Raw genomic sequence first — 24,640 nt, forward strand, 5'->3', positions numbered from 1 at the left:
TTTTAATCGGGTTTATGCAGTTGCATGCGTTCTGCACCGACTTGCTCTGCATAGCGGGCGACGACTTTCTGGCACAACCCCACAATCTCTTCCACCAACTCCACCCCCACGCGCCATGACACCACCACCTGCAAGTTCGGCAGGCGCTGTGCCATCGGCAGCATCACCAATTCCCCTCGCTCCAGTTCTTCGCTGACCAGCACCGGCGGCAGGGCACCGATGCCGAAGCCGTCACGCAACAATCGCGTAATTGCCGACACCGAGTTCACGCAGTTCATGCGCGGCGCGGCCACGCCATTGGCCTGCATCAAACTCAATACGTCCTGATGCGGGTGGGAGTTCTTTGAGTAAGTGATGATGCGCTCCTGGGCCAGTTCGGCGAGGGAGGCGTAGTCGCGGTTGTAGATCGACTGGCTCGCCACGATCCAGGCCATGGGATGGCTGGCCAACTCCAGGCTGCGTACGGTTTCCAGGCGCAGCAGGTCGGTTTGCAGGATCAAGTCGAGAAAGCCTTTTTGCAGTTGATCGCTGAGGTTCAGCGCGGTATCGGCGACCAGCTCGATTTCCACCAGCGGGAACAGCTTCATCAATTCAGCGACCAGCGGGCTGAGCCAGGTATGGATCACCGTGTCCATCGCGCCGATCCGAATGCGCCCGACCTTGCTGCTGGTGGTCTCCAGGGACTGCTTCAAACCCTGCATGGTCACCATCATTTGCTCGGCATAATCGAGCACCTTCAAGCCTTCCGGGGTCAGGCTCACGCCTCGCGAGTCACGCAGGAACAGCTTCACGCCCAGCTCGCTTTCAAGCACGGCAATGCGGCTGGAAATCGAGGCCTGAGTGGTGAACAGCTTCTCGGCAGTCAGGCGAAAGCTCTTGAGCTTGGCCACCCAGACGAAGGTTTCGAGGAACTTCAAATTCATGGGATCAACTTTTTCTTATGCATGGATCGGTTTTTATTAGTTGGACGTCGCACCGGGCAAACGCCAAAAATCGAGCCGTTCCACGATAAGCGTCGTTGGGGTGCCAGGACAAGTTGCGAGTTCTGTGTAATAAATCCCACACTAGAAAAAAACAAAACCTACAGGAGCGACCACCGTGAGCCGCCTGCTACTGAACTGCGACATCGGCGAAAGCTTTGGCAACTGGACCATGGGTCTGGACGCCGAAGTCATGCCGTTCATTGATTGCGCCAACGTGGCCTGCGGCTTCCATGCCGGCGACCCGAGCATCATGCGCAAGACCGTCAGCCTGGCGTTCAAGCATGGCGTGCAAGTGGGCGCTCATCCGGCCTATCAAGACCTGCAGGGCTTTGGCCGCCGGTCCATGAACTACACGCCGCAGGAAATCCAGGACCTGTTGCACTACCAGATCGGCGCGTTGGATGGCATCTGCCGAGTCCAGGGCGGACGCGTCAGCTACGTGAAACCCCACGGTGCGATGTACAACGACATGATGGCCAACCCCGCGCAGTTGCGTGCGGTGATCCAGGCCGTGGCCGCTTACGGCGACCTGCCGTTGATGCTGCTGGCCACCCGGGACAACAGCGCCGCCCAAGCCGTGGGCGACGAATACGGTGTGACCCTGTGGTTTGAAGCCTTTGCCGATCGCGCCTACGACAGCAAGGGCCATCTGGTTTCCCGCCAGTTGCCCGGCGCGGTGCACCACGACAGCGACACCATCGTGCAGCAGGCCCTGACCATTTCCCGTGGCGAGGCATTGGTCGCCAGCGACGGCAGCCCGTTGGTCTTGCAGGCCCATACCTTGTGCGTACACGGCGACAACGCCAGCTCCGTGGCCGCGGTGCAGCGAATCCGTGAAGCGTTGCAGACAGCATGAAGCCACGCATTGAAGTAGTGGCCATCGACTGCCTGATGGTGCGTCTGTTTGACCTGATTGCCGAGGCCAACATGCCGTGGATGCTCGCTGCCACGGCGCGTCTGCGCGCAGAGTTCGGCACGGCGCTGGTGGATTTGGTGCCGTCCTACACCACCTTGATGGTGCATTACGACCTCAAGGGGCTGACTCCGGCACAGGCCCGGGAACTGATTGACCTTGCGCTGACCGACCTGCAACCCCACGCCCAGGGCAGTGGCCAGAGCCATGTGTTGCCGGTGTGGTACGACCTGAGCGTCGGCCCGGAGTTGACCCTGTTGTCCCAGCGCAGCGGGCTGACGGTGGAGGACGTAATCCGCTGCCACAGCGCCCACGAATACCAGGTATTCGCCCTTGGTTTCGCCCCCGGTTTTGCCTTTATGGGGTTGGTGGATGAAGTGCTCGCCACCCCACGCCTCAACACGCCGCGCAAACGCGTGGCCGCCGGCAGCGTCGGCATCGCCGAACGGCAAACCGCTGCGTACCCGGTGGTGTCCCCGGGCGGTTGGAACCTGATCGGCCGCACCCCGGCCAAACTGTTCGACCGTGAGCGCGACGGCTACAGCCTGATGCAGCCCGGCGACACGGTGCGCTTCGCCTCGGTCAGCCACGCCGAATTCATCAACCTGGGTGGCGATGACACGCCGTTGGAGGCGCAGGCATGAGCCGCTTGATGATCGAGGCCAGCACGCCGCTGTGCCTGTTGCAGGACGCCGGTCGTTTTGGCGTGCGCCACCTGGGCGTGACCCAGGGCGGCGCACTGGATTGGGTGTCAATGTCCTGGGCCAACTGGCTGTTGGGCAATGCCCTGGATGCGCCGGTGGTGGAGATCACCCTGGGGGGCTTTACCGTACAGGCCGAGGATTATTGCCTGCTGGCCCTGGCGGGTGCGGACCTGGGCGCCTATATCGATGAGCGCGCCATAAGCCCCGGCCGCAGTTTTATCCTGCAAAAGGGCCAGCGACTGCGCTTTACCCAGCCGTTCAATGGTGCCCGCGCTTATCTGGCGGCGCCCGGTGGCTTCGATGCGCCGGCGGTACTGGGCAGTTGTGCCACAGTGGTACGTGAGGAACTGGGCGGAGCGGACGGTTTCGGCAAGGCATTGGCCGAAGGCGGGCGGTTGGCGTATTCCGGTACGGGCGGTGCAATAAAGGTGCTGGCCAACCCGGATGTGGAATCCGCTGCATCACTGGACGTGATCATCGGCGCGCAAATAGGCCAGTTCAGCGGGCAGAGTTTGTTCGACGCCTTCAACACCGAATGGGCGCTGGACAGCCGCGCCGACCGCATGGGTATGCGCTTGCTCGGCACGCCGCTGCACTATCAAGGGCCGTCGTTGATTTCCGAAGGGATCCCATTGGGCGCGATCCAGGTGCCGCCGGATGGGCAGCCAATCGTGTTGCTCAACGATCGCCAGACCATTGGTGGCTATCCCCGGTTAGGCGCGCTGACGCCTTTATCCCTGGCGCGGCTGGCGCAGTGTCTGCCGGGGGAGAAGGTGCGGTTGGCACCGGTGGTGCAGGAGGCTGCGCATCGGCAGCACATCAAGTTTTTGCAGCGTTTTGCCGATCGCTAAAAGCATCGCAGGCAAGCCAGCTCCCACAAGGGTTATGCATTTCAAAGTTGGAATGCATAACCCTTGTGGGAGCTGGCTTGCCTGCGATGAGGCCGGTCAAAACACCGCCTATTTCGAGAGAAAACGCATACCTTCTTCCAACCCGCGCAGCGTCAGCGGATACATCTGATCCTCCACCAACTCCCGCACAATCCCCGTCGATGCTGTATAGCCCCAGGTATCTTTCGGGTAGGGGTTAATCCAGATCAGCTTCTTGTACTTGGCCATGAAGCGCTGCATCCACACATACCCGGGTTCCTCGTTCCAATGCTCGACGCTGCCACCGGCCTGGGTGATTTCATAGGGCGCCATGGCCGCATCGCCGATAAAAATCACTTTGTAGTCGGCGCCGTATTTGTGCAGCAGGTCCTGGGTGGAGGTGCGTTCGGAAGTACGGCGCTGGTTGTTCTTCCACACCGATTCGTACACGAAGTTGTGGAAGTAAAAATACTCCAGGTGCTTGAACTCGGTCTTGCACGCCGAGAACAGCTCTTCGCAGATCTTCACGTGGGCATCCATCGAGCCGCCGATGTCGAACAGCAGCAACAGCTTGATGGTGTTACGCCGTTCGGGGCGCATCTGGATATTCAGCAAGCCGGCATCGCGGGCGGTGTGGTCAATGGTGCCGTCGATATCCAGCTCTTCGGCCGCGCCCTGGCGGGCAAACTTGCGCAGGCGGCGCAGGGCGATCTTGATGTTGCGCGTGCCCAGTTCCACCTGGTCGTCGAGGTTCTTGTACTCGCGCTGGTCCCAGACTTTCACCGCCTTGCCCTGACGCTTGCCGGCGTCACCGACGCGAATGCCTTCGGGGTTGTAGCCGCCGGAACCAAAGGGGCTGGTGCCGCCGGTGCCGATCCACTTGTTGCCACCGGCGTGGCGTTCTTTCTGTTCTTCCAGGCGCTTCTTGAACTCTTCGATCAGCTTGTCGAGGCCACCCAGGGACTGGATCTGCGCGCGTTCCTCATCACTCAAGGAACGTTCGAATTCCTTGCGCAGCCACTCTTCGGGGATCAGCGCCTGCAAATGGTCATCGAGTTTTTCCAGGCCATTGAAATAGGCACCGAAGGCGCGGTCGAACTTGTCGAAATGCCGCTCGTCCTTGACCAGGATCGCTCGGGCCAAGTAATAAAACTCGTCCATGTCGGCGAAGGTCACGCGCTGTTTCAGCGCGTTGATCAGGTCCAGCAGCTCGCGCACCGATACCGGCACCTTGGCTGCACGCATTTCGTTGAACAGGTTGAGCAGCATCAGCGATTACCGCGGCGGCTCATGAACGCCAGCCGTTCCAGCAATTGTACGTCCTGCTCGTTTTTCACCAGGGCCCCGGCCAGCGGCGGGATGGCCTTGGTCGGGTCACGCTCGCGCAGTACCGCTTCGCCGATATTGTCGGCCATCAGCAGCTTGAGCCAGTCGACCAGTTCGGACGTGGACGGCTTCTTCTTCATGCCCGGGACCTTGCGCACATCGAAGAACACGTCCAGCGCTTCGCTGACCAGGTCTTTCTTGATGTCGGGGTAGTGCACATCGACGATTTTTTGCAGGGTGGTGCGGTCGGGGAAGGCGATGTAGTGGAAGAAGCAGCGGCGCAGGAACGCATCCGGCAGCTCTTTCTCGTTGTTGGAGGTAATGATGATGATCGGGCGCTTCTTGGCTTTGATGGTCTCGTCGATTTCGTAGACGTAGAACTCCATCTTGTCGAGTTCCTGCAACAGGTCGTTGGGAAACTCGATGTCGGCCTTGTCGATTTCATCGATCAGCAGGATCACCCGCTCTTCGGACTCGAAGGCTTCCCAGAGTTTGCCCTTCTTCAGGTAGTTGCGCACGTCGTGGACCTTGTCCACGCCCAGTTGCGAGTCACGCAAGCGGCTCACCGCGTCGTACTCGTAGAGGCCCTGATGCGCCTTGGTGGTGGACTTGATGTGCCAGGTGATCAGCTTGGCGCCGAAGGATTCGGCCAGTTGCTCGGCAAGCATGGTCTTGCCGGTGCCCGGTTCGCCCTTGACCAGCAATGGCCGTTCCAGGGTGATGGCGGCGTTGACGGCCAGCTTCAGGTCATCGGTAGCCACATAGGCCTGGGTGCCTTCGAACTTCATCGGTCATTCCTCGAATTCATCAATGCCCCGACTATACCCCGCAGCCCCGGCGACTGTGAACGCAGACGGGTTATTCAGTCTCTGACTCGTTGGTACACTTTCAAGCTGTCGAGTCGTCGGCAGGCCAGGTAGAATAAGGCTTGCAGCGGTTCGGTCGTGTGACACATGGCGGTGTATTCAGCGCTTGTATGTGCCCCGCGACACCACCACGTGACCGTACCACGTGCCCCGGAGAATTCTGAATGTCCTATTTGTCCCGCCGTGAGGGGCGTTATCACTACCGCCGCCGCTTCCCGCTACCAGTTGCCGAACTGCTGGGCCGCTCTGAATACCGCAAAGCCCTAGGCACCGCCGACCGCGCAGAAGCCCTGCGCCTTGCCCGGCAGGTGTCAGTAGAGTTTGACCGCATCTGTAGCGAAGCCCTGGCGCCTGTGGCGAACGATCCAGTCGAGCGCAGGGCGTCGGTCCCGGTTGATCCCCGCGCTGTCCTGGCAAGCCTACAGGCCGTGGTCGAGCGGGTAACACTCCGTGCGGTTACAGACATGGCGCCAGGGGCGAAGCTGGTAACGAGGAACTGGCAGACCGAACTGGATTGGCAGAAGCGGGCGTACTCGATGGCCGCGCAGGGGATGCCGCCACCAGGGATGGAGGCTGTTCACCCACTCGAATCTATGGCCGCTGTTAGGGCGCTGGAAGCCCTGGAGCGCGGCGAACCGCCAACCCTTGGCGCTGGCATTCCTGGCCCGGTGGATACGCCTGTGGAGCAGGTCAGCCAGCAAGGCGATAGACGTACCGCCCAGCAGTTCGCCGTGGCTCTGGACGGCTATTGCGAGCGTGTCAGCGCAGGCCGTGTGGGGATCATGCGCAAGCTCTGCAATGACGTTTTACGCTGGCCCAGCACCCCGGCGCAGCAGGTGCAACGGATCATGGCCTACGCCGAGGGCAAGCTAGCTGCCGGTGGCAAAGCTTCGTCGGTCCACACCCAGGCGGCGGGGATGATAACGATTCTGCGGGAGGTGCCAGGATGGGACGGAATCAGCCTACCGAAGCAGGGCGCAGTAGCCAGGGCCATCCGGGCAGGTGGTGCACTCCAGAAGAACGCCCGTGACCCGATGCCGTTAGCCGTGGTGGCTCAGGTACAGACGGCCCTGGATGCCCGTGGTGATGCCGTAGACGCGGCAGCAATGCGCTTGCTTGTCCGGTACGGCGTGCGGCCCCTGGAGTTATTGAGCGAAGGTCCAGCGGCATTGACCATGCGGGAGGACATCGTGGGTAACAGGGAGCAGGTATTCCAGGCTGGCCTATCTGGTGCCAAGAACGCAGCCAGTCGCAGGGATTTGCCTGTGGCAGCGGAGGACGTTCCGCTATTCAATCTGGTGCTATCAGGCTTTGGTGATGGCAGCACAGCGGAGAGAGGAAGACAGCGCGTTACGCGGTTGAGTCGTGCTGTGAGCGCAGCCCTGCTCAAGATACCGGGCATCACGGGACAGGTCAGTCTGTACAGCGCACGGCACACGGCAGCGGATTTGCTCAGGGCGGCAGGTGCGAGCGATGCGGAGGTGGGAGGTATCCTCGGCCATACCCAGTCTGGGAATAAGCACACCGGCGTCTATGGCGGAACGGCTCCGCTCACACGGCAGCGGGAACTGCTGGCTAGAGTCCGCGAACTGCTCGACAAGCAAAATACCCTGCAAGCCGTTTAGGCAAGCAGGGTTGGTTTTAGTACGTGGTAACAGCAGACTTGCCGAAGTCACGCAGACGGCGTTCCGCAACAGTCATCCCGCCATTCTCCACGGTGCCGGTAAAGGCGTGGTCTACGCCACCCAGGCGAACGTCGATCTTCGATTGCAGCGCGGCCAGGGCTTTACCATCAGCAGCCACCAGGGCAGTGTGCGGCAGCAGGCCCGATGCGTTCGATTGGACGGCCTCGCGGTAGACCACGACGCCGTCAGTATTGGCACCCAGGACGACAGAGCCGAAGCGCAGCCCAGCTTCCTGCATGGACGCGCCTTCGATAGCGTCCGGGAAGTAGCTGTGTAAAGCCATGGCGGCAGCCAGCTCAACGTCGCCCAGGTCCAGGGACAAGGCGTCGATGTTGGCAGCTTTGAGGATCATCAGACCACGGCCAGCAGCCATAACGGGCACACCAGCTTGGGCGGATGCGTTCAGCTTCTCGCGAACGTGCAGGTCGATACCCAGCGCCGCCATGGTCTTGTTCGGAGCAGTGGCAGCCTCGGCCATCACGTCAGCGCCAACCACCTTTGCCACACTCAGGACGGCGGTGATGTCAGAGAACCATTCCGAGACCTTGGCCGACAGTGCCTCGGTGTTCGCGTTGGCGGCGCGGGTGTAGCGCGTCACGGTGTCGAGGTGCTGGTTACGATCTTGCTCAAAGGCGAAGAGGGTTGGCAGGTCCGCGAATGCAAAGCCACGGTTGCTCATGGTGGTCAGCACAGACACGAACTCATGCTCGACATCATCGCGACTGGTCTTCTTGGCGTCAGCACGTTCATCAGATGTGAACAGCTCCGTCATCGTGGTGATGCCCTTGCGCAGCTCTTGCAGGTTGGCCGGGGCAGTCGGGTATTTAGTGGTCGGGACTTCGACCAGATTAAAGGGGACGGCAGCCTTAAGCGCATCGAACAATGCGATGGCGTTAGCGGATTTGCGGGCAACAGCGAATTTACGAGTCATGGAATTTCTCTCTATATAAGAAGGGATTGTTTGGGGCCGGTTGGCTAAGGGACTTTGATGCCGCTGGAAGTGGGGACCACGTCCGTGTCAGTGCGGAAGTTGAGGAAGCCGGAAGCCGGTGTGCTGTCTAGGGACTGCATTGAGGCACTTGTAGCTAGAGCGGCCAGTCGACCCAGCCGTGCGTCGTCATTGGCCTTCGCTGCCTTCGCCTGCATGTCGGCATAGATGCGGTCGACGTTGAGCTGTGAGGTGCTGCGGTCGTCGATCACAAGCCGTACTCCGCCAACAGGTCTTCTTTGGTCGGGGCAGCGGTGGGGCGGGCCGCACGCCCGGCGGTCTTGGCATGGAAGCCAGCGACTAGAGCGGCGGTCTCTTTGTCCTTGTCGTCGTCATCGACGTGACGCATCGTCTCCAGCAGTTTCAGTAGAGAGACGTTGGCGCTTACCTGGGCAGCGTCGACAGGCACCTCGTTCTCAGCGCACCACTCCAATTTTTTGCGGGAAGCGGCCAGGGTTTCAGCCAGCAACGCCAGCCCTTCGGCGTGGACATCCAGGGGTTTACGTTTACGGCGGCGGGTAGTTGGTGCGGTAGTTTGTTCAGTCATAGCAGTTTCTCAGTCTCGGTAAGCTCACGGATATTTGCGGCCCAAGTATCAGGGCAGGCAACTTTGAATTGGTTGATGTGCGGGGCACCAACTAACGGCATGGTTGTAAGTCCAGTAGTTAGGAAGTAATTCATCACGGTGTAAGTCTGTGCAGGTGCGCCAGTGGCAACACGTTTATGCACTTGGCCGACTGTGATAAGTTCGCCAGCATCTAACATCGCCTTGACAACATGCATACAGCGGATGCGGTGAAGTGGTGGTCGGCCTCTTTGCTTAAACAAACCGACATGTTCTTTGTTGCGCAGGTACTTCATGGGTAATTCCTTCGTGCAGGGTTGGCTCTCCCGCGAGCGCAGGAAGGTCAAAGTTCATTCGGATAAGTGGCGCTAATTTAGGCCGGGAGTGCAGCGTTAATCAGTCTCGCAAACGGCCACGGGCCTTGCGCCCTGTGAGGTCTTGTGAGGCTCTCTCAGCCACGTTCAATCCGCGCCGCTGGCCTAGGGTGGTGGCGTCTCGGTAACGCCGGTCATCCCGTAGGGCGAGCCGCTGGCCCGCCGCCCCACCATCACCTCCATTAGCAAGGGCGACGGCAGCACGGTACATTTCCCCAGGCTCAGCACCCAGGGCGCGGCGGGGTTCGTGGTCGTCGGTGTTGTGTTGCGCGGATGGTGGCAACTCGCAGGCGTCCAGTAGTTCGTTGAGTGTCAGGTTCATGGGAGGTTTCTCCGGGCAGCGCGAAGCCGCCCTGCATGGCAAGTGGCGAAGGGTTTTATTAGGTGCGGCTCAGTAGCAAGTCGACGGTGTTGCTGTTCCGCTCGCAGCGAGCAACCACTGGGTCGCTGCTATACCCTGGGATAGCGATTGCTTTAATTTCGTTGACGACAGACAAGTACGGCATGTCCGGGAACTGGTCGCGGTATGCGGCTGCGGCATCTTCGACCGCCTCATATACAGCCTGGGCAGCGGCGAGCATTGCGCGGTTACTTGCAACGGGATCGCTTGCATCCATCCAGCCAGGAATGAACAGTGCTACATCACCAGCGGCTTTGGCCTTGCGTCGTACATCGGCGCGAAGTTGGCGGTGTTGTTTCTCATCCATGTTCAAATTGAACTCCCCATCTACGCAAGTGAGACCGAACGCTGCGCCCAAGGTCTCTTTGTACTCGTGGTACTTGACGCCCAAGGGGCGGATGGCAAGCGCTAGGATTGCATCCACGGCTTGTACTCGGGTCATGGTCGGCTCCGTGTTGAATTCGGTCAGGTCGAACTCACTTGTAGTGGCGCTCATGTCGAGCGTGGTCGGTGGTCTCATCTTGCTCAGGTCATTTACCCGGCGACGGGATAGGCCAAGCTGGGTGGCGATCTGCCGTTGGCTGTGCAGTGCCAGCAAGCCGTGAACTGCGATGAGGTCGTGTAACTGGTTCACCAAAGCCTGGATATGCGCAGGTAGGGTGGGAGCGGTCGTCGCCTGGGCGGTCGTCGCGTTGGTCATTATTTACTCACTTATGGGCGTGCCAGTGCCGGGCCACCTTGGGCCAGTAGGTTGGCGAAGTGCCCGTATTCATTGGGTTGGGCCAATTGCCGCGCATAGATATAGGGATTGGCCCATGCGGTTGATTGGCTGTTTCGGTTTGCGAGTGCAAGGTCAGCGACGACGCTTCAACGCAGCCTTTGCAATGTGGTCATCCAGCATCAGCTTGAGGGTCCGTTCCGCTGCTACCGCCTCGCGCTGCTCAGCAGGCCCCAGCGGAGGCAAGCCGACCATTGCGCGGTTGGTGCCCAATAGATAGCTGGTGATGTGTTCAGCGTTCGGCACAGGTAGCCACACGAGGTGCGCCTCATAATGCAGATCGACCAATGCCCGGTGAACGCTGGTCCGGTTCAACGTGCTGTTGTGTTTGAGGATCGCACCGATGGTGACTGGTCCTTGGTGTCGATGATTGAGCTGTTGCAGGGCCAGGACAACCAGCGCCTTAGTGCGCGGGAACCGACCTTTAAGTGCGTGATACTGCACTGCTTTGTACTGGCGGACGTACCGACTTCCATCCGCATGAGACGGACGAATAGGGTTTGAGAATGCACGGTTCATGGATCACCGAAAGCTATTTTGGAGGGTAATGTGGCTGAATGCCAAAACACATACAGGCCGTGGCTTTCAGGGATGAATAGGGTGCCTTGGGCGAGTGATTAAGACGGCTCAGATGGCGCCACAGGGATGCACAGCGCGGGTGCTGGCGGGTGTATCAGAAGGGTGGGATTGCGGCCGGGTGCGCTTGAGTCTGCGCCAGCCTTCAATGCCGAGGGGTTGGATCAATGACGGGTTGCCCTGATGAATCTCAGGTGTCCAGCGGGACCAATTGAATTCCCGTGCGTTCTTACCTACGTATGTGACATTTAAAAAGTAATGCCCAAACACCATTTGCCACTGCTCGGGAGGCATTGCACCTCCCACGCAAGTGCGCTGCTTATGCTTCTGCGGGCACCACTGCCTGCCGAACCCGCTGCACAGTGTTCGTACTGCACCCCAGCAGGTCCGCGACTTTGCGAATCGACTTACCTTCTTTCAACAGCTCAGCGATGTGTGAGTGCAGCGCCTCGTTAGTCGCGCGTCCTTTATAGGCGCCATCAGCCTTGGCCTTCTCGATGCCCTGTGCTTGACGGCGGCGGCGATCCTCGTAGTCCTTGCGGGCGACAGCGGCGAGCATGTCCAGCAGCATTGCATTCACCGCGCCCAGCATCCGGGCTGTGAAGGCGTCGGCACTTGCACCGGAAGTCATAGCGTCGTGACTTGTTGGTAGGTCCAGGGCAACCACAAGTACGCCCTTGGCGGTCAACTCGGCGCGTAGGGCTTGCCAGTCCGCCTCGGTTAGTCGCGATAGCCGGTCAACCTGTTCAACCAGCAACACGTCACCCGGCTCGCAGTCAGCCAGCAGACGCATAAGCTCAGGCCGTTGCAGGGTGGCACCGCTCTCATTCTCCGTGTAATAGCCCGCGATGCGTTGGCCGTGTTGGTCAGCGAATGCCTTGATGTCCGCTCGGGCACGGCTGGCATCTTGCTCATTGGTGGAAGCGCGGAGGTAGGCACGGATCATCATGGCGAAGTCTCTGTAGCGGTTTAGGTGTAGCGATGATGCGTGTAGCGATTGAAGTGGTCAAGCTGCAATAACGCTACGGATCATTCGACCCGACAAGCGGTAGTGCTTGAGGTATACCTAATTCGCTACATGCCAACTGCCCGCTACAACGGTCCTCGTGCTTCGACCATTCTCTACGCGGGACGCGCATTGTGAGCGCCTCTGTAGGTCGGCAATCTCCCTGGCGAATGGTGTTGCTGGTTGGCGTGGGAGGGCATACGGGGGAAGATGACGTGATGGGATCAGAGAGACCCACACGAACGAGTGACCTAAATTTTAGGTTGGGTCGATTCGGTGCGGCCCCTCGTGATAATCGAGCAAGGGGATAGATGTTGTTCACTTGACATCGAAAGTGTTAGACCGTCGATAGATGACTTAAATTAGGCTTCCCAATCTACCGAACCACACTTTGGGCACTTGTAACCACGATTGACAATCCAGGTCACAATCTCGTCTTTGAAGAATAGTATAGCTACGCCCCCAGCAATTATCGCGATTACTATCTCAATCGCAAAGCCTGTACCTGCGAAGAGGTAAGTCGTCCATGCTGCGAATCCTCCGAACGGCATTGCGCCGCCAATTATTTTTACAAATAATTCTGCATTGGCTTTTTCTTCGTGCTTACAGTTTAACTTCTTACATTTTATATTCATTAGTTATCAGGCTTGACTATGGTATGGATTTTGATCTTGGAAGTGTAGTTGTGGAGTGTGCGTTCTATTACGATATTTTGAATGGCATAGCCAAAAAGTGACTTTGCTCTTTTGCACTCATGTACTGTCCGTAGGTCGCAAAGTAATCTCCTGAGATCATCCTAACTTCCCAGTCTTCTAGTTGTCGTCCTGCTAGTTCTTGTGCGTAGTGAACACCGCAGACTGCTTGTCTGCGGACATCAGAGCGACCCTGAGTTTTATATTGCAAGCGGGCTAACCAAAAGCCGACAACCCCAGTAATCAGCATACAAAACTGCCATACGTTCATAAGCTTCCCTCTCAATTTGCCATCATTATGCCTTCACTCGGAAAGCTCTGGCAATTGAGTAGAAGCAATCGAAATCGCGTCAGGGCACGAATTCCCGCTACAGCCGAGAGTAAATAGGGACACACGTCCTGTGCGCTCGGTGTGCCCATTTGAGCGGATCACCGCCGAAGTGCCCGTAATCATTGGTCCAAACCGAAATCTCTTGTCCAGTCTCTGAATGGCGGGTCACATCAGCCCTCATGCCGAACTGTAGGAGCGAGCTTGCTCGCGAAAAACTCCCAGGCGCCACGTTCCTTCAACATGCACGCGCTATCGTTGACGTTTTTCGCGAGCAAGCTCGCTCCTACAGAAGGTTATGACGGTTAATCAGCGCTGGGCTTGGGTTGTTCATAGCGGGCATTGAATGCCTGGATAAACCCATTGCGCAGAATCGCGATCACCGCAGAAAACGCACTGACATTCTGTTGATGCACACTACCGCTGAGCTCCACACGGGTGGCGAACTGGTTTTTACGCTGGTTTTTCAGCACCGTCTCGCTGGCACCGACCACGGCCTCCCAGATTGAGCGGAAGATGTTCTTGTCCTGGTTTTCGACGTCCTGTTGCCAGTCAAACACTTCAACATCGCGCAGCAGCGGCTTGATGTAGCCGGTGAGCCGGCCATTTTCAGCCTGGGCTTCGATCACCACGTCGCCCGTGCCGGCCTTGAAGTCAAACTTGCCATAGGCCGAGGCAAAGTCATTCATGCGCTTGAGTTGCAGGTCGCGGGCGCGGAAGCGGAACTCGAATTCTTCGAAATCGCTCAGCGGATCAAAGGTGGCATTGGCTTCCAGAGGCGCCTGGCCTTGCAGCAGTGCCTTGCCTTCGAAGCGGGCGTCGCGCTTGCCTTTGACGTCCACCACATTGGTCAGGTTGTAGAAGCTGGCGTTGACCGCAGTGGCGTTGATATTCACCTGAGGCTTGGAGGTGAAGTTATGGAAGGCAATCTCGCCGTCTTCGATGCGCACTTCGTTGAGGGTGATCGGCAGCAACTTGCGCAGTTGTTCCTGCCAGTCGGTGCCTTTACCCGTCTGGGACGCCTGCTTGTTGGCACCGCCATCGACGAAGTTGATCTGCGGTCGCACAAAATGCCCCTCGGCGACGACGGCGTGGTCGTACCAGAGTGAATGCCAGCTCACCGCGAACTCGATCAACGGCGCCTTCACGAACGGCACCGGGACCTTGCCGTCCACCTTGACGATTTGCAGGCCGTTGATCCGGTAGGCGCCGCGCCACAGGGCCAGGTCCACATCGGCGATTTCGCCGCGGTAATCGCCCATATTGGCGAGTTTATCGTTCAGGTAGTTGCGCACCAGATAGGGCAGCGCGATGTTCAAGGCAATCAGGACCAGCACCAGAGCGGCGATTGTCCCTAACGGCCAACTGTAACGACGTTTCATGGGGCAGTTCTCCTTGCTTGTAGGAGATTGACTGTTCTGATGAGCGCAACGTTCCACCGTCTGGACGCCTCGCCGCACGAGGCATACCCTTGGGGCCTTCTTCAAAGTCGCCAACAGGATCGCTCATGAGCCGTATCTTTGCAGACAACGCGCATTCCATCGGTAACACGCCGCTGGTTCAGATCAACCGCATCGCACCGCGTGGGGTGACGATCCTGGCCAAGATCGAAGGGCGTAACCCGGGCTATTCGGTGAAGTGCCGCATTGGCGCAAGCATGATCTGGGATGCCGAAAGCAGCGGCAAGCTCAAGCCGGGCATGACCATTGTCGAACCGACTTCCGGCAACACCGGGATTGGCCTGGCCTTTGTCGCCGCGGCCCGTGGCTATAAATTGCTGCTGACCATGCCCTCGTCCATGAGCCTTGAGCGCCGTAAAGTGCTCAAGGCCCTGGGTGCAGAACTGGTGCTGACCGAGCCGGCCAAAGGCATGAAGGGCGCCATCGAAAAGGCCGGAGAAATCGTCGCCGGCGACCCGACCACCTACTTTATGCCGGCCCAGTTTGAAAACCCGGCCAACCCTGCGATCCACGAGAAAACCACCGGCCCGGAGATCTGGAACGACACCGACGGCGCCGTAGATGTGCTGGTGGCGGGCGTGGGCACCGGCGGCACCATCACGGGGGTGTCGCGCTATATCAAGAACACCGCGGGCAAGCCGATCCTGTCGGTGGCCGTGGAGCCCATGGTTTCACCGGTGATCACCCAGGCCTTGGCGGGTGAAGAGATCAAACCCAGCCCGCACAAGATCCAGGGCATCGGCGCCGGTTTTGTGCCGAAAAACCTCGACCTGTCGATGGTCGACCGCGTGGAGCTGGCAACCGACGAAGAGTCCAAGGCCATGGCTCTGCGCTTGATGCAGGAAGAAGGCATTTTGTGCGGTATCTCGTGCGGGGCCGCCATGGCAGTGGCGGTACGCCTGGCCGAGAAGCCGGAAATGCAGGGCAAGACCATCGTGGTGATTTTGCCGGACTCCGGTGAGCGCTACCTGTCGAGCATGTTGTTCAGCGATGTGTTTACCGAGCAGGAAACCCAGGCCTGAATCGACGGTAGGAGCGAGCTTGCTCGCGAAGAACCTGAGAGCGCCACGTTGTGTCAGTAAGCCCGCGTTATCGTTGACGTTCTTCGCGAGCAAGCTCGCTCCTACAGGAGGGCAGGGGTGTTGATGCAGGTCAGTCTGTTTTCCTGGGCCTTCTGCATAATGGCTCAAGTGTTTATCATGGCCGGCTGTTACGTCTGGTTTCCCGTTGACGCAAGTTTGCCGGCCAGACGCTTATTTCCAGGAGTTGCTGCATGACCTTTTCTTTGGCCGCCAAACTGTCGGTGTTGCTGCTGTTTATCGGCAGCACGCTGTACGTGCACCTGCGTGGCAAGGCCCGTTTGCCGATGCTGCGCCAGTTCGTCAACCATTCGGCGCTGTTCGCCCCCTATAACGCCTTGATGTACCTGTTTTCCGCGGTGCCGTCCAAGCCGTACCTGGACCGCAGCAAGTTCCCGGAACTGGATGTGCTCAAGGACAACTGGGAAGTGATCCGCGAAGAGGCCATGCACCTGTTCGATGAGGGCTACATCCGCGCTGCTGAAAAGAACAACGACGCCGGTTTCGGTTCGTTCTTCAAGAAGGGCTGGAAGCGTTTCTACCTAAAGTGGTACGACAAGCCGTTGCCGTCGGCCGAGGCGCTGTGCCCCAAGACCGTGGCGCTGGTCAGCAGCATTCCCAACGTCAAGGGCGCGATGTTTGCGCTATTGCCGGGCGGCAGCCACCTGAACCCGCACCGCGACCCGTTCGCCGGTTCCCTGCGTTATCACCTGGGGCTGTCCACGCCGAACTCCGACGATTGCCGCATTTTCGTTGACGGCCAGGTCTACGCCTGGCGCGACGGTGAAGACGTGATGTTCGACGAAACCTACGTGCATTGGGTCAAGAACGAAACCGAGCAGACCCGTGTGATCCTGTTCTGCGACATCGAACGGCCGTTGAGCAACCGCTTGATGACCCGCATCAACCGCTGGGTCAGCAAGCAGCTGGGCCGCGCCACGGCCCCGCAGAACCTTGATGACGAGCGCGTGGGCGGCATCAACCAGGCGTATGCCTGGAGCAAGACCTTCAGCGACAAGTTCAGCGGCCAGGTCAAACAGTGGAAGCGCAAGCATCCCAAGGCCTACCGCATTGCACGGCCGGTGCTGGCGGTAGTCGTCCTGGTACTGCTGTGGAAGTGGCTGTTCGGCTAAACCGCACACCATAAAAAAGGCGCTGTATTGAAGGATGCAGCGCCTTTTTTATGCCTGGAATGTGATCAAAACTGTGGGAGCTGGCTTGCCTGCGATGGTCATAAGTATCTACACAACTTTGGTGCGAAGCCGGACCTGTGGGAGGGGGCTTGCCCCCGATGGCGGCCTAAGAGCCGACCTGGATGCTGGGCTTTGATCGAGTACATATCCGTTATTTGGGTAACGGCTGCTATTGGTTCCGCTTTTACAGCGGGTCACTTTGGAAAAGAGCCCCAAAGTAACCAAAGGGCTCTTGCCCCACCACTCGGCACCTCGCCTAGGCTCGGTGTGCCCGTAATCCGCCATGGATTTGGGGGGCCGCCGCCACGCGCCATCCATGGCGCGGGGCGGCTAAACCGGCATCCCTGCCGGTTTACCCCCCAAATCCCTGTCGAATTCCGGCCAGCGTGGTTTGACGGGGCGCCTAAGATCAAGATCAAAAGCAGATCAAGAGCAAGAGCGACTCGCTTCGCATCGTGGTTACGGTTGGCAGTGGCTATAAAAAAGTTGGCTGACCCACCGCTTTCGCAGGTAAGCCAGCTCCCACCTTTGATCAGCGTTGCTCTTAAGAGGCGATCAACTGGCGCAGCACGTAGTGCAAGATCCCACCGGCCTTGAAGTACTCCACTTCATTCAAGGTATCAATCCGGCACAGCACCTCAACCTTCTCGCTGCTGCCATCGTCCCGAGTGATCACCAACGTCAGGTTCATGCGCGGCTCGATCTCGGCATCGGTCAGCCCGAGGATGTCGATCTTCTCCTTGCCGTTGAGCTTGAGCGTCTTGCGGTTCTGATCCAGCTTGAACTGCAACGGCAACACGCCCATGCCTACCAGGTTGGAGCGGTGGATACGCTCGAAGCTCTCGGCGATCACCGCCTTGACGCCCAGCAGGTTAGTGCCCTTGGCCGCCCAGTCGCGGCTGGAGCCGGTGCCGTATTCCTGGCCTGCGATCACCACCAGGGGTGTACCTGAGGCCTGGTACTTCATCGACGCATCGTAGATCGCCATTTTTTCGCCGGTGGGGATATACAGCGTGTTACCGCCTTCTTCGCCGCCGAGCATTTCATTGCGGATACGGATGTTGGCAAAGGTGCCGCGCATCATCACTTCATGGTTGCCACGGCGTGAGCCGTAGGAGTTGAAGTCACGCGGTTCCACGCCTTGCTCGCGCAGGTAGCGCCCGGCGGGGCTGTCGGTCTTGATATTACCGGCAGGGGAGATGTGGTCAGTGGTCACCGAATCCCCCAGCAACGCCAGCACATTGGCGCCCTTGACGTCCTTGATCACCGGCAGCGGGCCGCCAATGTCATCGAAGAACGGTGGGTGCTGGATGTAAGTGGAGTCCTTTTGCCACACGTAGGTCGCCGCTTGCGGCACTTCGATCGCCTGCCATTGCTCGTCACCGGCAAACACCTCGGCGTATTCCTTGTGGAACATGCTGGTGCTGACCTGGGCGACGGCGTCAGCGATTTCCTGGCTGCTGGGCCAGATGTCCTTCAGGTACACCGGATTACCCTGCTGGTCATTGCCCAGCGGCTCGCTGCTGATATCGATGCGCACGGTACCGGCCAATGCGTAGGCGACTACCAGGGGCGGCGAGGCCAGCCAGTTGGTTTTCACCAAGGGGTGCACGCGGCCTTCGAAGTTGCGGTTACCGGACAACACCGAAGCGACGGCGAGGTCGGCTTTCTGGATGGCTTTTTCAATCGGCTCCGGCAGCGGGCCCGAGTTACCAATGCAGGTGGTGCAGCCGTAGCCCACCAGGTCGAAGCCGAGCTTGTCCAGGTACTGGGTGAGGCCCGCCGCCTTGTAGTAGTCGGTGACCACCTTGGAACCCGGTGCCAGCGAGCTTTTCACCCAGGGCTTGCGGGTCAGGCCTTTTTCCACGGCCTTTTTCGCCACCAGCCCGGCCGCCATCATCACGCTGGGGTTGGAAGTGTTGGTGCAGGAGGTGATCGCGGCGATTACCACCGCGCCGTTTTTCAGGCGATAGGTGTTGCCTTCATATTCATAATCGGCCTCGCCGACCAGGTCGGCGTTGCCCACGGCTACACCGCCACCGCCTTCGCTTTCCAGGCGGCCTTCTTCCTTACTGGTGGGCTTGAATTGCAGGTCGAGGAAGTCGCTGAACGCTTGGCCGACATTCGGCAGCGATACCCGGTCTTGCGGGCGCTTGGGCCCGGCAAGGCTGGCTTCGACGCTGCCCATGTCCAGGGCCAGGGTGTCGGTGAACACCGGTTCCTGACCGGCGTTGCGCCACAGGCCCTGGGCCTTGGTATAGGCCTCCACCAGTTTGACCGTTTCAGCCGGGCGACCGGACAGACGCAGGTAGTCCAGGGTCACCTCATCCACCGGGAAAAAGCCGCAGGTAGCGCCGTATTCCGGCGCCATATTGGCGATGGTGGCACGGTCTGCCAGGGGCAAATCGGCCAGGCCATCACCGTAGAATTCGACGAATTTACCCACCACGCCTTTCTTGCGCAGCATTTGCGTCACGGTGAGCACCAGGTCGGTGGCGGTGATGCCTTCCTTGAGCTTGCCGGTGAGTTTGAAGCCGATCACTTCCGGGATCAGCATCGACACCGGCTGGCCGAGCATGGCCGCTTCGGCTTCGATCCCGCCCACGCCCCAGCCCAGTACGCCAAGGCCGTTGATCATGGTGGTGTGGGAGTCGGTGCCAACCAGGGTGTCGGGGAAGGCGTAGGTGCGGCCGTCTTCCTCTTTGGTCCACACGGTGCGGCCCAGGTATTCGAGGTTGACCTGGTGGCAGATGCCGGTACCCGGCGGTACCACGCTGAAGTTGTCAAAGGCGCTCTGGCCCCAGCGCAGGAAGGCGTAGCGTTCTCCGTTACGCTGCATTTCGATGTCGACGTTCTGCTCAAAGGCACTGTGGCTGCCGAACTTGTCGACCATCACCGAGTGGTCGATCACCAGGTCCACCGGCGACAGCGGGTTGATGCGCTGCGGGTCACCGCCGGCCTTGGCCACGGCGGCGCGCATGGCGGCCAGGTCGACCACGGCGGGTACCCCGGTAAAGTCCTGCATCAGCACGCGGGCGGGGCGATACTGGATCTCGCGGTCCGACTGGCGCTCTTTGAGCCAGGCGGCGATGGCTTTGAGGTCGGTGCCGGTAACGGTCTTGGCATCTTCCCAGCGCAGCAGGTTTTCCAGCAGCACCTTGAGCGACATCGGCAGCTTGTCCAGATCACCCAGGCTCTTGGCGGCTTCGGGCAGGCTGAAGTAGTGGTAGGTCTTGCTGTCTATTTGCAGTGTCTTAAGGGTTCTCAGGCTATCAAGGGATGACATTACATGACTCCTTATGGTCCGCACGGCTACGGACCTGACGGGACGAACAGAGCTAACACGTTAGCGCTGTTTTCATTAGCAGGCTAATAACTGGACTCTATCGCCGAGCCCAAGGTTCCGAACTCGGCTATCATGCGCGCGTTTTCATGACAGGCATTGCGATAGCGCAAGGTCAGTTGATTCACCAGGAGAGTCGATGAACACCCTTTTTATGCACTGCCGCCCGGGTTTTGAAGGCGAAGTCTGTTCCGAGATCGCGGAACACGCCGCGCGCCTGAACGTGTCCGGCTATGCCAAGGCCAAAACCGGCAGCGCCTGCGCCGAATTTGTCTGCACTGAAGAAGACGGCGCCCAGCGCCTGATGCACGGCCAGCGCTTTGCCGAGCTGATCTTCCCAAGGCAGTGGGCGCGCGGGGTGTTTATCGACCTGCCGGAAACCGACCGTATCAGCGTGATCCTCGCCCACCTGCGCGAGTTCCCGACGTGCGGCAGCCTGTGGCTGGAAATGGTCGACACCAATGACGGCAAGGAACTCTCCAACTTCTGCAAGAAGTTCGAAGTGCACCTGCGCAAAGCTCTGCTTAACGCCGGCAAGCTGGTGGACGACCCGAGCAAGCCGCGCCTGCTGCTGACCTTCAAAAGTGGCCGTGAAGTGTTCATGGGCCTGGCCGAGTCGAATAACTCGGCGATGTGGCCGATGGGCATCCCGCGCCTCAAGTTCCCGCGTGACGCGCCCAGCCGCTCGACCCTGAAGCTGGAAGAAGCCTGGCATCACTTTATTCCCCGTGATCAGTGGGACGAGCGCCTGCACGGCGACATGACTGGCGTGGACCTCGGTGCAGCGCCGGGCGGCTGGACCTGGCAACTGGTCAACCGTGGCATGCTGGTCACCGCTATCGACAACGGCCCCATGGCCGAAAGCCTGATGGATACCGGCCTGGTGCAACACCTGATGGCTGACGGCTTTACCTTCGTGCCCAAGCAGCCGGTGGACTGGATGGTCTGCGATATCGTTGAGAAGCCCGCTCGCAACGCGGCACTCTTGGAAACGTGGATTGGCGAAGGGCATTGCCGCGAGGCGGTGGTCAACCTGAAGCTGCCGATGAAACAGCGTTACGCCGAAGTGAAGCGTTTGCTGGAGCGCATCGAAGAGGGCTTCAAGGCGCGTGGCATTCGTGTGGAGATCGGCTGCAAGCAGCTCTACCATGATCGCGAAGAAGTGACATGTCACCTGCGCCGCCTGGTAGATGTAAAGAAATCCAAAGGCCGCTGATATTAAATGTGGGAGCTGGCTTGCCTGCGAAAGCGGTATAACAGTCGAAGTTTATGTTGAATGTGCCCCCGTCATCGCGGGCAAGCCCGCTCCCACATTGTTGAGCGGTGCCAGTTTTAGGAGTGAAGTATGAGTCTTGAACAGCCTGTCGACGGCACCCTCGACGCCACCGGCCTCAACTGCCCGGAACCCGTGATGATGCTGCACCAGCACATCCGCGACCTGCCGGCGGGCGGCCTGCTCAAGGTGATCGCGACCGACCCGTCGACCCGTCGCGATATCCCCAAGTTCTGCGTGTTTCTCGACCATGAACTGGTGCGTCAGCAGGAAGATGCTGGCACCTACCTGTACTGGATCCGCAAGAAAGTCGAGTGACCCGGAACCCTTGTAGGAGCGAGCTTGCTCGCGAAAAACCAGAGAGCGCCGCGTTAAATCAGGAACGCTGCGTTATCGTTAACGTTTTTCGCGAGCAAGCTCGCTCCTACTGGACCCGAATGCGTCGGCGTGCACTGCGCGCCAGGCGCACCACCAACATCCCCGCCGCACAGCTCAAGCCCACGATCAGACCTTGCCATAAACCGCTCGGGCCGCTGGGCTCACCGAGCCAGTTGGTCAGGCCCAGGGCGTAACCCACCGGCAGGCCCACGCCCCAATAGGCGAACAAGGTCAGCACCATGGTCACCCGGGTGTCCTGATAGCCGCGCAATGCGCCGGCGGCGGTGACCTGGATCGAGTCGGAGAACTGGAACAGCGCCGAGAACACAATCAGCATCGACGCCAGGTGGATTACCACCGGGTCGGGCGTATAGATCGCCGCGATCTGCTCACGAAACAGCAGCATGAGGCTGCACGACAGGCAGGCATAGGCCAGTGCAGTGCCCATGCCGACCCCGGCGGCGAAGCGTGCCTCACGCGGTTCGCCACGGCCCAGGGCCTGGCCGACGCGCACGGTCACGGCCATGCTCAGGGAATAGGGGATCATGAATACCAGGGAGCTGACGTTCAGTGCGATCTGATGGCCGGAAACCACGGTCGCGCCCAGGCTGCCCAGCAACAGGGCAATCACTGCAAATATGCTCGACTCGGCGAAGATCGCCACGCCGATCGGCAGGCCGATGCCCAGGATGCGCTTGATCACCGTCCATTGCGGCCAGTCGAAGCGCTTGAACAGTTCGCTGCTCTGGTACGCCGGGCCCCAACGCGTCCAGCCAGCCAGGCCGAGCATCATCACCCACATCGCAATGGCCGTGGCCCAGCCGCAACCCACACCGCCCATGGCCGGCACGCCGAAGTGGCCGTAGATGAAGATGTAGTTCAGTGGAATATTCAGCGCCAGGCCACACAGGCCCATGACCATGCTTGGTCGCGTACGACCCAGGCCATCACTGAAACAGCGCAGCACGTAATACAGCGCGATCGCCGGCATCCCCGCGGCGATGCCATGCAGGTAACCCATGGACGGCTTGATCAGGTCGGGCTCGACCTTCATCGCATGGAGGATCGGCTCGGCGCACAGCAACAGCAGCGCGCCGCAGAGGCCAACTACCACCGCCAGCCACAACGACTGGCGCACCAACGGCCCTATTTCGGTGAGTTTGCCCGCGCCATAACGCTCGGCAACCTTCGGCGTGGTGGCCAGCAGGGTGCCGGTCATCAGCAGGTACACCGGGATCCAGATCGAGTTACCCAGGCCGACCGCCGCCAGGTCCTGGGGGCTGACACGCCCGGCCATCACCGCATCGACAAAACTCATCGCAGTGGTTGCCAGTTGGCCGATCATGATCGGTAGGGCCAGCGTCAGCAGGCCGCGCACCTCCCGGCTGACACGGGCGGGGCGGGAGAGGGTAGCGGTGGCAGTGTTCACGTACAGGTGTCCAATAAAAAAGGCAGTCGCAAGAACGGCGGATTCTACGCTTTGACGCAGTGGTCAGGAAAAAACCTGTGTTAGGGATTTGTAAGCAATGCGCCCAGGCCAGCTCCGACACAGGATCTTCTGTACACTGCTGATCCGCCAAAGGAGCCTGCCATGCTGATTGTTGCCGACGAAAATATCCCGCTGCTTGATGACTTTTTTCAGGGGTTTGGCGAGATTCGCCGCGTTCCCGGCCGTTCTATCGACCGCGCCACCGTCGAGCAGGCCGACGTGCTGCTGGTGCGCTCGGTGACCAACGTCAACCGTGCCCTGCTGGAAGGCAGCAACGTACGCTTTGTCGGCACCTGCACCATCGGCACCGACCACCTGGACCTGGACTTTTTCAAGCGGGCAGGTATTCAGTGGGCCAGCGCGCCTGGCTGCAATGCGCGTGGGGTCGTGGACTACGTGCTCGGCAGCTTGCACACCCTGGCCGAAATCGAAGGCGTCGAACTGGGTCAGCGCACCTATGGTGTCGTCGGTGCCGGTGAAGTCGGCGGGCGGCTGATCAAGGTACTCAAGGGCCTGGGTTGGAACGTGCTGGTGTGCGACCCGCCGCGCCAGATCGCCGAAGACGGCGACTACGTCAGCCTGCAGCAGATCATCGAGCAGTGCGACGTGATCAGTCTGCACACGCCGTTGATCAAGTCCGTCAATGGCGCCACCTGGCATTTATTCGACCGCCAGCGCCTGGAGCAACTCAAGCCCGGCACCTGGCTGATCAACGCCAGCCGTGGGGCGGTGGTGGACAACGCCGCCCTGCGCGAGGTGTTGCTGGCCCGTGAAGACCTGCAAGCGGTGCTGGACGTGTGGGAAGGCGAGCCCGAGGTGGATGTCGACCTGGCCGACCTGTGCGTGCTGGCCACGCCGCACATTGCCGGTTACAGCCTGGATGGCAAGCAGCGCGGCACTGCGCAGATCTACCAGGCGTTGTGCGCGCACCTGGGCCAGGAGCCAAGCGTTCAGCTCAGTGATTTATTGCCGGCACCGTGGCTGGACGAAGTCCACCTGACCGCGTCAACCGATCCGGCCTGGGCCTTGGCGACTCTGTGCCGCAGCGTGTACGACCCGCGCCGTGACGACGCGGATTTTCGTCGCAGCCTGGTGGGCACCGTGGAAGAACAACGCAAGGCCTTCGACCTGCTGCGCAAGCATTACCCGCAGCGTCGCGAGATCGATGGCTTGAAGGTGCGCATCAAGGGTGAGTCGGCGGCGCTCTCGCAAATCGTCACTGCTCTGGGGGCCGAACAGCTGTAACTGTAATTAGATGGACTCGCCCAAGCCGAGGCGTCTATGCGCCACGGTGGCATTCTTATAGAAGCCAACGACAGCGAGGGCGAGCCCATGAAAAAGCATACGACGATCAATCAGTCTTTGTCAGCCG

Annotated in this window: 23 protein-coding genes and 1 pseudogene; 9 read left to right on the forward strand and 15 right to left on the reverse strand. The window is 59.9% G+C overall.

Annotation, left to right across the window (positions count from 1 at the left end):
• Nucleotides 1–2: 2 nt before the first annotated feature.
• The gene (locus tag TX23_RS25825; RefSeq protein WP_057704607.1) at nucleotides 3–923 is read right to left on the reverse strand and encodes a LysR family transcriptional regulator; all 921 of its coding nucleotides are present in this window, start codon (nucleotides 921–923) and stop codon (nucleotides 3–5) included.
• A gap of 175 nt (nucleotides 924–1,098) precedes the next feature.
• On the opposite strand from TX23_RS25825, the gene TX23_RS25830 reads away from it, so the two are divergent.
• The 3 genes from TX23_RS25830 to TX23_RS25840 are packed head-to-tail and all read left to right on the forward strand — an operon-like array spanning nucleotide 1,099 to nucleotide 3,451.
• On the forward strand, nucleotides 1,099–1,839 hold the full coding sequence (locus tag TX23_RS25830; protein WP_057704608.1) for a 5-oxoprolinase subunit PxpA: 741 nt from the start codon (nucleotides 1,099–1,101) through the stop codon (nucleotides 1,837–1,839).
• Nucleotides 1,836–2,540, forward strand: a complete 705-nt coding sequence (locus tag TX23_RS25835) for a 5-oxoprolinase subunit B family protein (protein ID WP_057704609.1) — start codon at nucleotides 1,836–1,838, stop codon at nucleotides 2,538–2,540. The genes TX23_RS25830 and TX23_RS25835 overlap by 4 nt, the downstream gene beginning before the upstream one ends.
• A complete protein-coding gene (locus tag TX23_RS25840) occupies nucleotides 2,537–3,451 on the forward strand; it encodes a 5-oxoprolinase subunit C family protein (protein ID WP_057704610.1) in 915 nt (304 codons plus the stop codon). Before TX23_RS25835 ends, TX23_RS25840 begins: the two co-directional genes overlap by 4 nt.
• 108 nt (nucleotides 3,452–3,559) lie before the next feature.
• On the opposite strand, the gene TX23_RS25845 is transcribed toward TX23_RS25840, so the two are convergent.
• Both TX23_RS25845 and TX23_RS25850 read right to left on the reverse strand, forming a co-directional pair.
• Nucleotides 3,560–4,738, reverse strand: coding sequence for a vWA domain-containing protein (locus TX23_RS25845; protein ID WP_003189625.1), 1,179 nt, complete (start codon nucleotides 4,736–4,738; stop codon nucleotides 3,560–3,562).
• Nucleotides 4,738–5,583: an AAA family ATPase gene (locus TX23_RS25850; protein ID WP_057704611.1), complete on the reverse strand. Its 846-nt coding sequence runs from the start codon at nucleotides 5,581–5,583 to the stop codon at nucleotides 4,738–4,740. Before TX23_RS25850 ends, TX23_RS25845 begins: the two co-directional genes overlap by 1 nt.
• Nucleotides 5,584–5,825: 242 nt before the next feature.
• On the opposite strand from TX23_RS25850, the gene TX23_RS25855 reads away from it, so the two are divergent.
• Nucleotides 5,826–7,286, forward strand: coding sequence for a DUF6538 domain-containing protein (locus tag TX23_RS25855; protein ID WP_057704612.1), 1,461 nt, complete (start codon nucleotides 5,826–5,828; stop codon nucleotides 7,284–7,286).
• A gap of 16 nt (nucleotides 7,287–7,302) precedes the next feature.
• Here the strand turns inward: TX23_RS25855 and TX23_RS25860 are convergent, their stop codons facing one another.
• From TX23_RS25860 to TX23_RS25905, 9 genes are all read right to left on the reverse strand, one after another.
• Nucleotides 7,303–8,277, reverse strand: coding sequence for a hypothetical protein (locus tag TX23_RS25860; protein WP_057704613.1), 975 nt, complete (start codon nucleotides 8,275–8,277; stop codon nucleotides 7,303–7,305).
• A 44-nt stretch (nucleotides 8,278–8,321) separates the two neighbouring features.
• The gene (locus TX23_RS25865) at nucleotides 8,322–8,546 is read right to left on the reverse strand and encodes a hypothetical protein (protein WP_057704614.1); all 225 of its coding nucleotides are present in this window, start codon (nucleotides 8,544–8,546) and stop codon (nucleotides 8,322–8,324) included.
• Nucleotides 8,543–8,881: a hypothetical protein gene (locus TX23_RS25870; protein WP_057704615.1), complete on the reverse strand. Its 339-nt coding sequence runs from the start codon at nucleotides 8,879–8,881 to the stop codon at nucleotides 8,543–8,545. Before TX23_RS25870 ends, TX23_RS25865 begins: the two co-directional genes overlap by 4 nt.
• Entirely contained in the window at nucleotides 8,878–9,195 is a 318-nt protein-coding gene (locus tag TX23_RS25875) for a hypothetical protein (RefSeq protein ID WP_057704616.1), read from the reverse strand. The genes TX23_RS25870 and TX23_RS25875 overlap by 4 nt, the downstream gene beginning before the upstream one ends.
• A gap of 100 nt (nucleotides 9,196–9,295) precedes the next feature.
• Nucleotides 9,296–9,595 carry a hypothetical protein gene (locus TX23_RS25880; protein ID WP_057704617.1) on the reverse strand — a complete coding sequence of 100 codons (300 nt, stop codon included), beginning with the start codon at nucleotides 9,593–9,595 and terminating at the stop codon, nucleotides 9,296–9,298.
• Nucleotides 9,596–9,653: 58 nt separating this feature from the next.
• Entirely contained in the window at nucleotides 9,654–10,373 is a 720-nt protein-coding gene (locus tag TX23_RS25885; RefSeq protein WP_057704618.1) for a hypothetical protein, read from the reverse strand.
• A 153-nt stretch (nucleotides 10,374–10,526) separates the two neighbouring features.
• A complete protein-coding gene (locus TX23_RS25890) occupies nucleotides 10,527–10,970 on the reverse strand; it encodes a hypothetical protein (RefSeq protein ID WP_157243955.1) in 444 nt (147 codons plus the stop codon).
• A gap of 376 nt (nucleotides 10,971–11,346) precedes the next feature.
• On the reverse strand, nucleotides 11,347–11,976 hold the full coding sequence (locus TX23_RS25895; RefSeq protein ID WP_057704620.1) for a recombinase family protein: 630 nt from the start codon (nucleotides 11,974–11,976) through the stop codon (nucleotides 11,347–11,349).
• Between the two features lie 1,382 nt (nucleotides 11,977–13,358).
• Nucleotides 13,359–14,435: a DUF748 domain-containing protein gene (locus tag TX23_RS25905; RefSeq protein WP_057704622.1), complete on the reverse strand. Its 1,077-nt coding sequence runs from the start codon at nucleotides 14,433–14,435 to the stop codon at nucleotides 13,359–13,361.
• Nucleotides 14,436–14,560: 125 nt separating this feature from the next.
• On the opposite strand from TX23_RS25905, the gene cysK reads away from it, so the two are divergent.
• Entirely contained in the window at nucleotides 14,561–15,535 is a 975-nt protein-coding gene (gene cysK, locus TX23_RS25910; RefSeq protein ID WP_057704623.1) for a cysteine synthase A, read from the forward strand.
• A gap of 3 nt (nucleotides 15,536–15,538) precedes the next feature.
• On the opposite strand, the pseudogene TX23_RS28610 reads toward cysK, so the two are convergent.
• Nucleotides 15,539–15,664, reverse strand: a pseudogene (locus tag TX23_RS28610) (outer membrane lipoprotein carrier protein LolA); the annotation flags it as partial.
• Between the two features lie 122 nt (nucleotides 15,665–15,786).
• On the opposite strand from TX23_RS28610, the gene TX23_RS25915 reads away from it, so the two are divergent.
• Nucleotides 15,787–16,725 (forward strand): aspartyl/asparaginyl beta-hydroxylase domain-containing protein, encoded by a 939-nt coding sequence (locus tag TX23_RS25915; protein WP_057704624.1) that lies wholly within the window; start codon nucleotides 15,787–15,789, stop codon nucleotides 16,723–16,725.
• Between the two features lie 604 nt (nucleotides 16,726–17,329).
• On the opposite strand, the gene acnA is transcribed toward TX23_RS25915, so the two are convergent.
• Complete coding sequence (gene acnA, locus TX23_RS25920) at nucleotides 17,330–20,071, reverse strand: aconitate hydratase AcnA (protein ID WP_057704625.1); 2,742 nt, start codon at nucleotides 20,069–20,071, stop codon at nucleotides 17,330–17,332.
• A 196-nt stretch (nucleotides 20,072–20,267) separates the two neighbouring features.
• Between acnA and rlmM the strand changes: the two genes are divergently transcribed.
• The gene (rlmM, locus tag TX23_RS25925; RefSeq protein WP_038449465.1) at nucleotides 20,268–21,344 is read left to right on the forward strand and encodes a 23S rRNA (cytidine(2498)-2'-O)-methyltransferase RlmM; all 1,077 of its coding nucleotides are present in this window, start codon (nucleotides 20,268–20,270) and stop codon (nucleotides 21,342–21,344) included.
• A 129-nt stretch (nucleotides 21,345–21,473) separates the two neighbouring features.
• Nucleotides 21,474–21,719 carry a sulfurtransferase TusA gene (tusA, locus tag TX23_RS25930; RefSeq protein WP_057704626.1) on the forward strand — a complete coding sequence of 82 codons (246 nt, stop codon included), beginning with the start codon at nucleotides 21,474–21,476 and terminating at the stop codon, nucleotides 21,717–21,719.
• Nucleotides 21,720–21,825: 106 nt separating this feature from the next.
• Here the strand turns inward: tusA and TX23_RS25935 are convergent, their stop codons facing one another.
• Complete coding sequence (locus TX23_RS25935) at nucleotides 21,826–23,208, reverse strand: MATE family efflux transporter (RefSeq protein WP_057704627.1); 1,383 nt, start codon at nucleotides 23,206–23,208, stop codon at nucleotides 21,826–21,828.
• A 162-nt stretch (nucleotides 23,209–23,370) separates the two neighbouring features.
• Between TX23_RS25935 and pdxB the strand changes: the two genes are divergently transcribed.
• Complete coding sequence (gene pdxB, locus TX23_RS25940; protein WP_057704628.1) at nucleotides 23,371–24,513, forward strand: 4-phosphoerythronate dehydrogenase PdxB; 1,143 nt, start codon at nucleotides 23,371–23,373, stop codon at nucleotides 24,511–24,513.
• Nucleotides 24,514–24,640 lie beyond the last annotated feature (127 nt).

The organism is Pseudomonas paralactis (assembly GCF_001439735.1).
GTDB lineage: Bacteria > Pseudomonadota > Gammaproteobacteria > Pseudomonadales > Pseudomonadaceae > Aquipseudomonas > Aquipseudomonas paralactis.

What these genes read in the sequence shown, in the direction of transcription:
- TX23_RS25825 (WP_057704607.1), bottom strand. Translation starts at nt 923, where the DNA reads ATGAATTTGAAGTTCCTCGAAACCTTCGTCTGGGTGGCCAAGCTCAAG.
- TX23_RS25835 (WP_057704609.1), top strand. Translation starts at nt 1,836, where the DNA reads ATGAAGCCACGCATTGAAGTAGTGGCCATCGACTGCCTGATGGTGCGT.
- TX23_RS25840 (WP_057704610.1), top strand. Translation starts at nt 2,537, where the DNA reads ATGAGCCGCTTGATGATCGAGGCCAGCACGCCGCTGTGCCTGTTGCAG.
- TX23_RS25845 (WP_003189625.1), bottom strand. Translation starts at nt 4,738, where the DNA reads ATGCTGCTCAACCTGTTCAACGAAATGCGTGCAGCCAAGGTGCCGGTA.
- TX23_RS25850 (WP_057704611.1), bottom strand. Translation starts at nt 5,583, where the DNA reads ATGAAGTTCGAAGGCACCCAGGCCTATGTGGCTACCGATGACCTGAAG.
- TX23_RS25855 (WP_057704612.1), top strand. Translation starts at nt 5,826, where the DNA reads ATGTCCTATTTGTCCCGCCGTGAGGGGCGTTATCACTACCGCCGCCGC.
- TX23_RS25860 (WP_057704613.1), bottom strand. Translation starts at nt 8,277, where the DNA reads ATGACTCGTAAATTCGCTGTTGCCCGCAAATCCGCTAACGCCATCGCA.
- TX23_RS25870 (WP_057704615.1), bottom strand. Translation starts at nt 8,881, where the DNA reads ATGACTGAACAAACTACCGCACCAACTACCCGCCGCCGTAAACGTAAA.
- TX23_RS25875 (WP_057704616.1), bottom strand. Translation starts at nt 9,195, where the DNA reads ATGAAGTACCTGCGCAACAAAGAACATGTCGGTTTGTTTAAGCAAAGA.
- TX23_RS25880 (WP_057704617.1), bottom strand. Translation starts at nt 9,595, where the DNA reads ATGAACCTGACACTCAACGAACTACTGGACGCCTGCGAGTTGCCACCA.
- TX23_RS25885 (WP_057704618.1), bottom strand. Translation starts at nt 10,373, where the DNA reads ATGACCAACGCGACGACCGCCCAGGCGACGACCGCTCCCACCCTACCT.
- TX23_RS25890 (WP_157243955.1), bottom strand. Translation starts at nt 10,970, where the DNA reads ATGAACCGTGCATTCTCAAACCCTATTCGTCCGTCTCATGCGGATGGA.
- TX23_RS25895 (WP_057704620.1), bottom strand. Translation starts at nt 11,976, where the DNA reads ATGATGATCCGTGCCTACCTCCGCGCTTCCACCAATGAGCAAGATGCC.
- TX23_RS25905 (WP_057704622.1), bottom strand. Translation starts at nt 14,435, where the DNA reads ATGAAACGTCGTTACAGTTGGCCGTTAGGGACAATCGCCGCTCTGGTG.
- cysK (WP_057704623.1), top strand. Translation starts at nt 14,561, where the DNA reads ATGAGCCGTATCTTTGCAGACAACGCGCATTCCATCGGTAACACGCCG.
- TX23_RS25915 (WP_057704624.1), top strand. Translation starts at nt 15,787, where the DNA reads ATGACCTTTTCTTTGGCCGCCAAACTGTCGGTGTTGCTGCTGTTTATC.
- acnA (WP_057704625.1), bottom strand. Translation starts at nt 20,071, where the DNA reads ATGTCATCCCTTGATAGCCTGAGAACCCTTAAGACACTGCAAATAGAC.
- rlmM (WP_038449465.1), top strand. Translation starts at nt 20,268, where the DNA reads ATGAACACCCTTTTTATGCACTGCCGCCCGGGTTTTGAAGGCGAAGTC.
- tusA (WP_057704626.1), top strand. Translation starts at nt 21,474, where the DNA reads ATGAGTCTTGAACAGCCTGTCGACGGCACCCTCGACGCCACCGGCCTC.
- pdxB (WP_057704628.1), top strand. Translation starts at nt 23,371, where the DNA reads ATGCTGATTGTTGCCGACGAAAATATCCCGCTGCTTGATGACTTTTTT.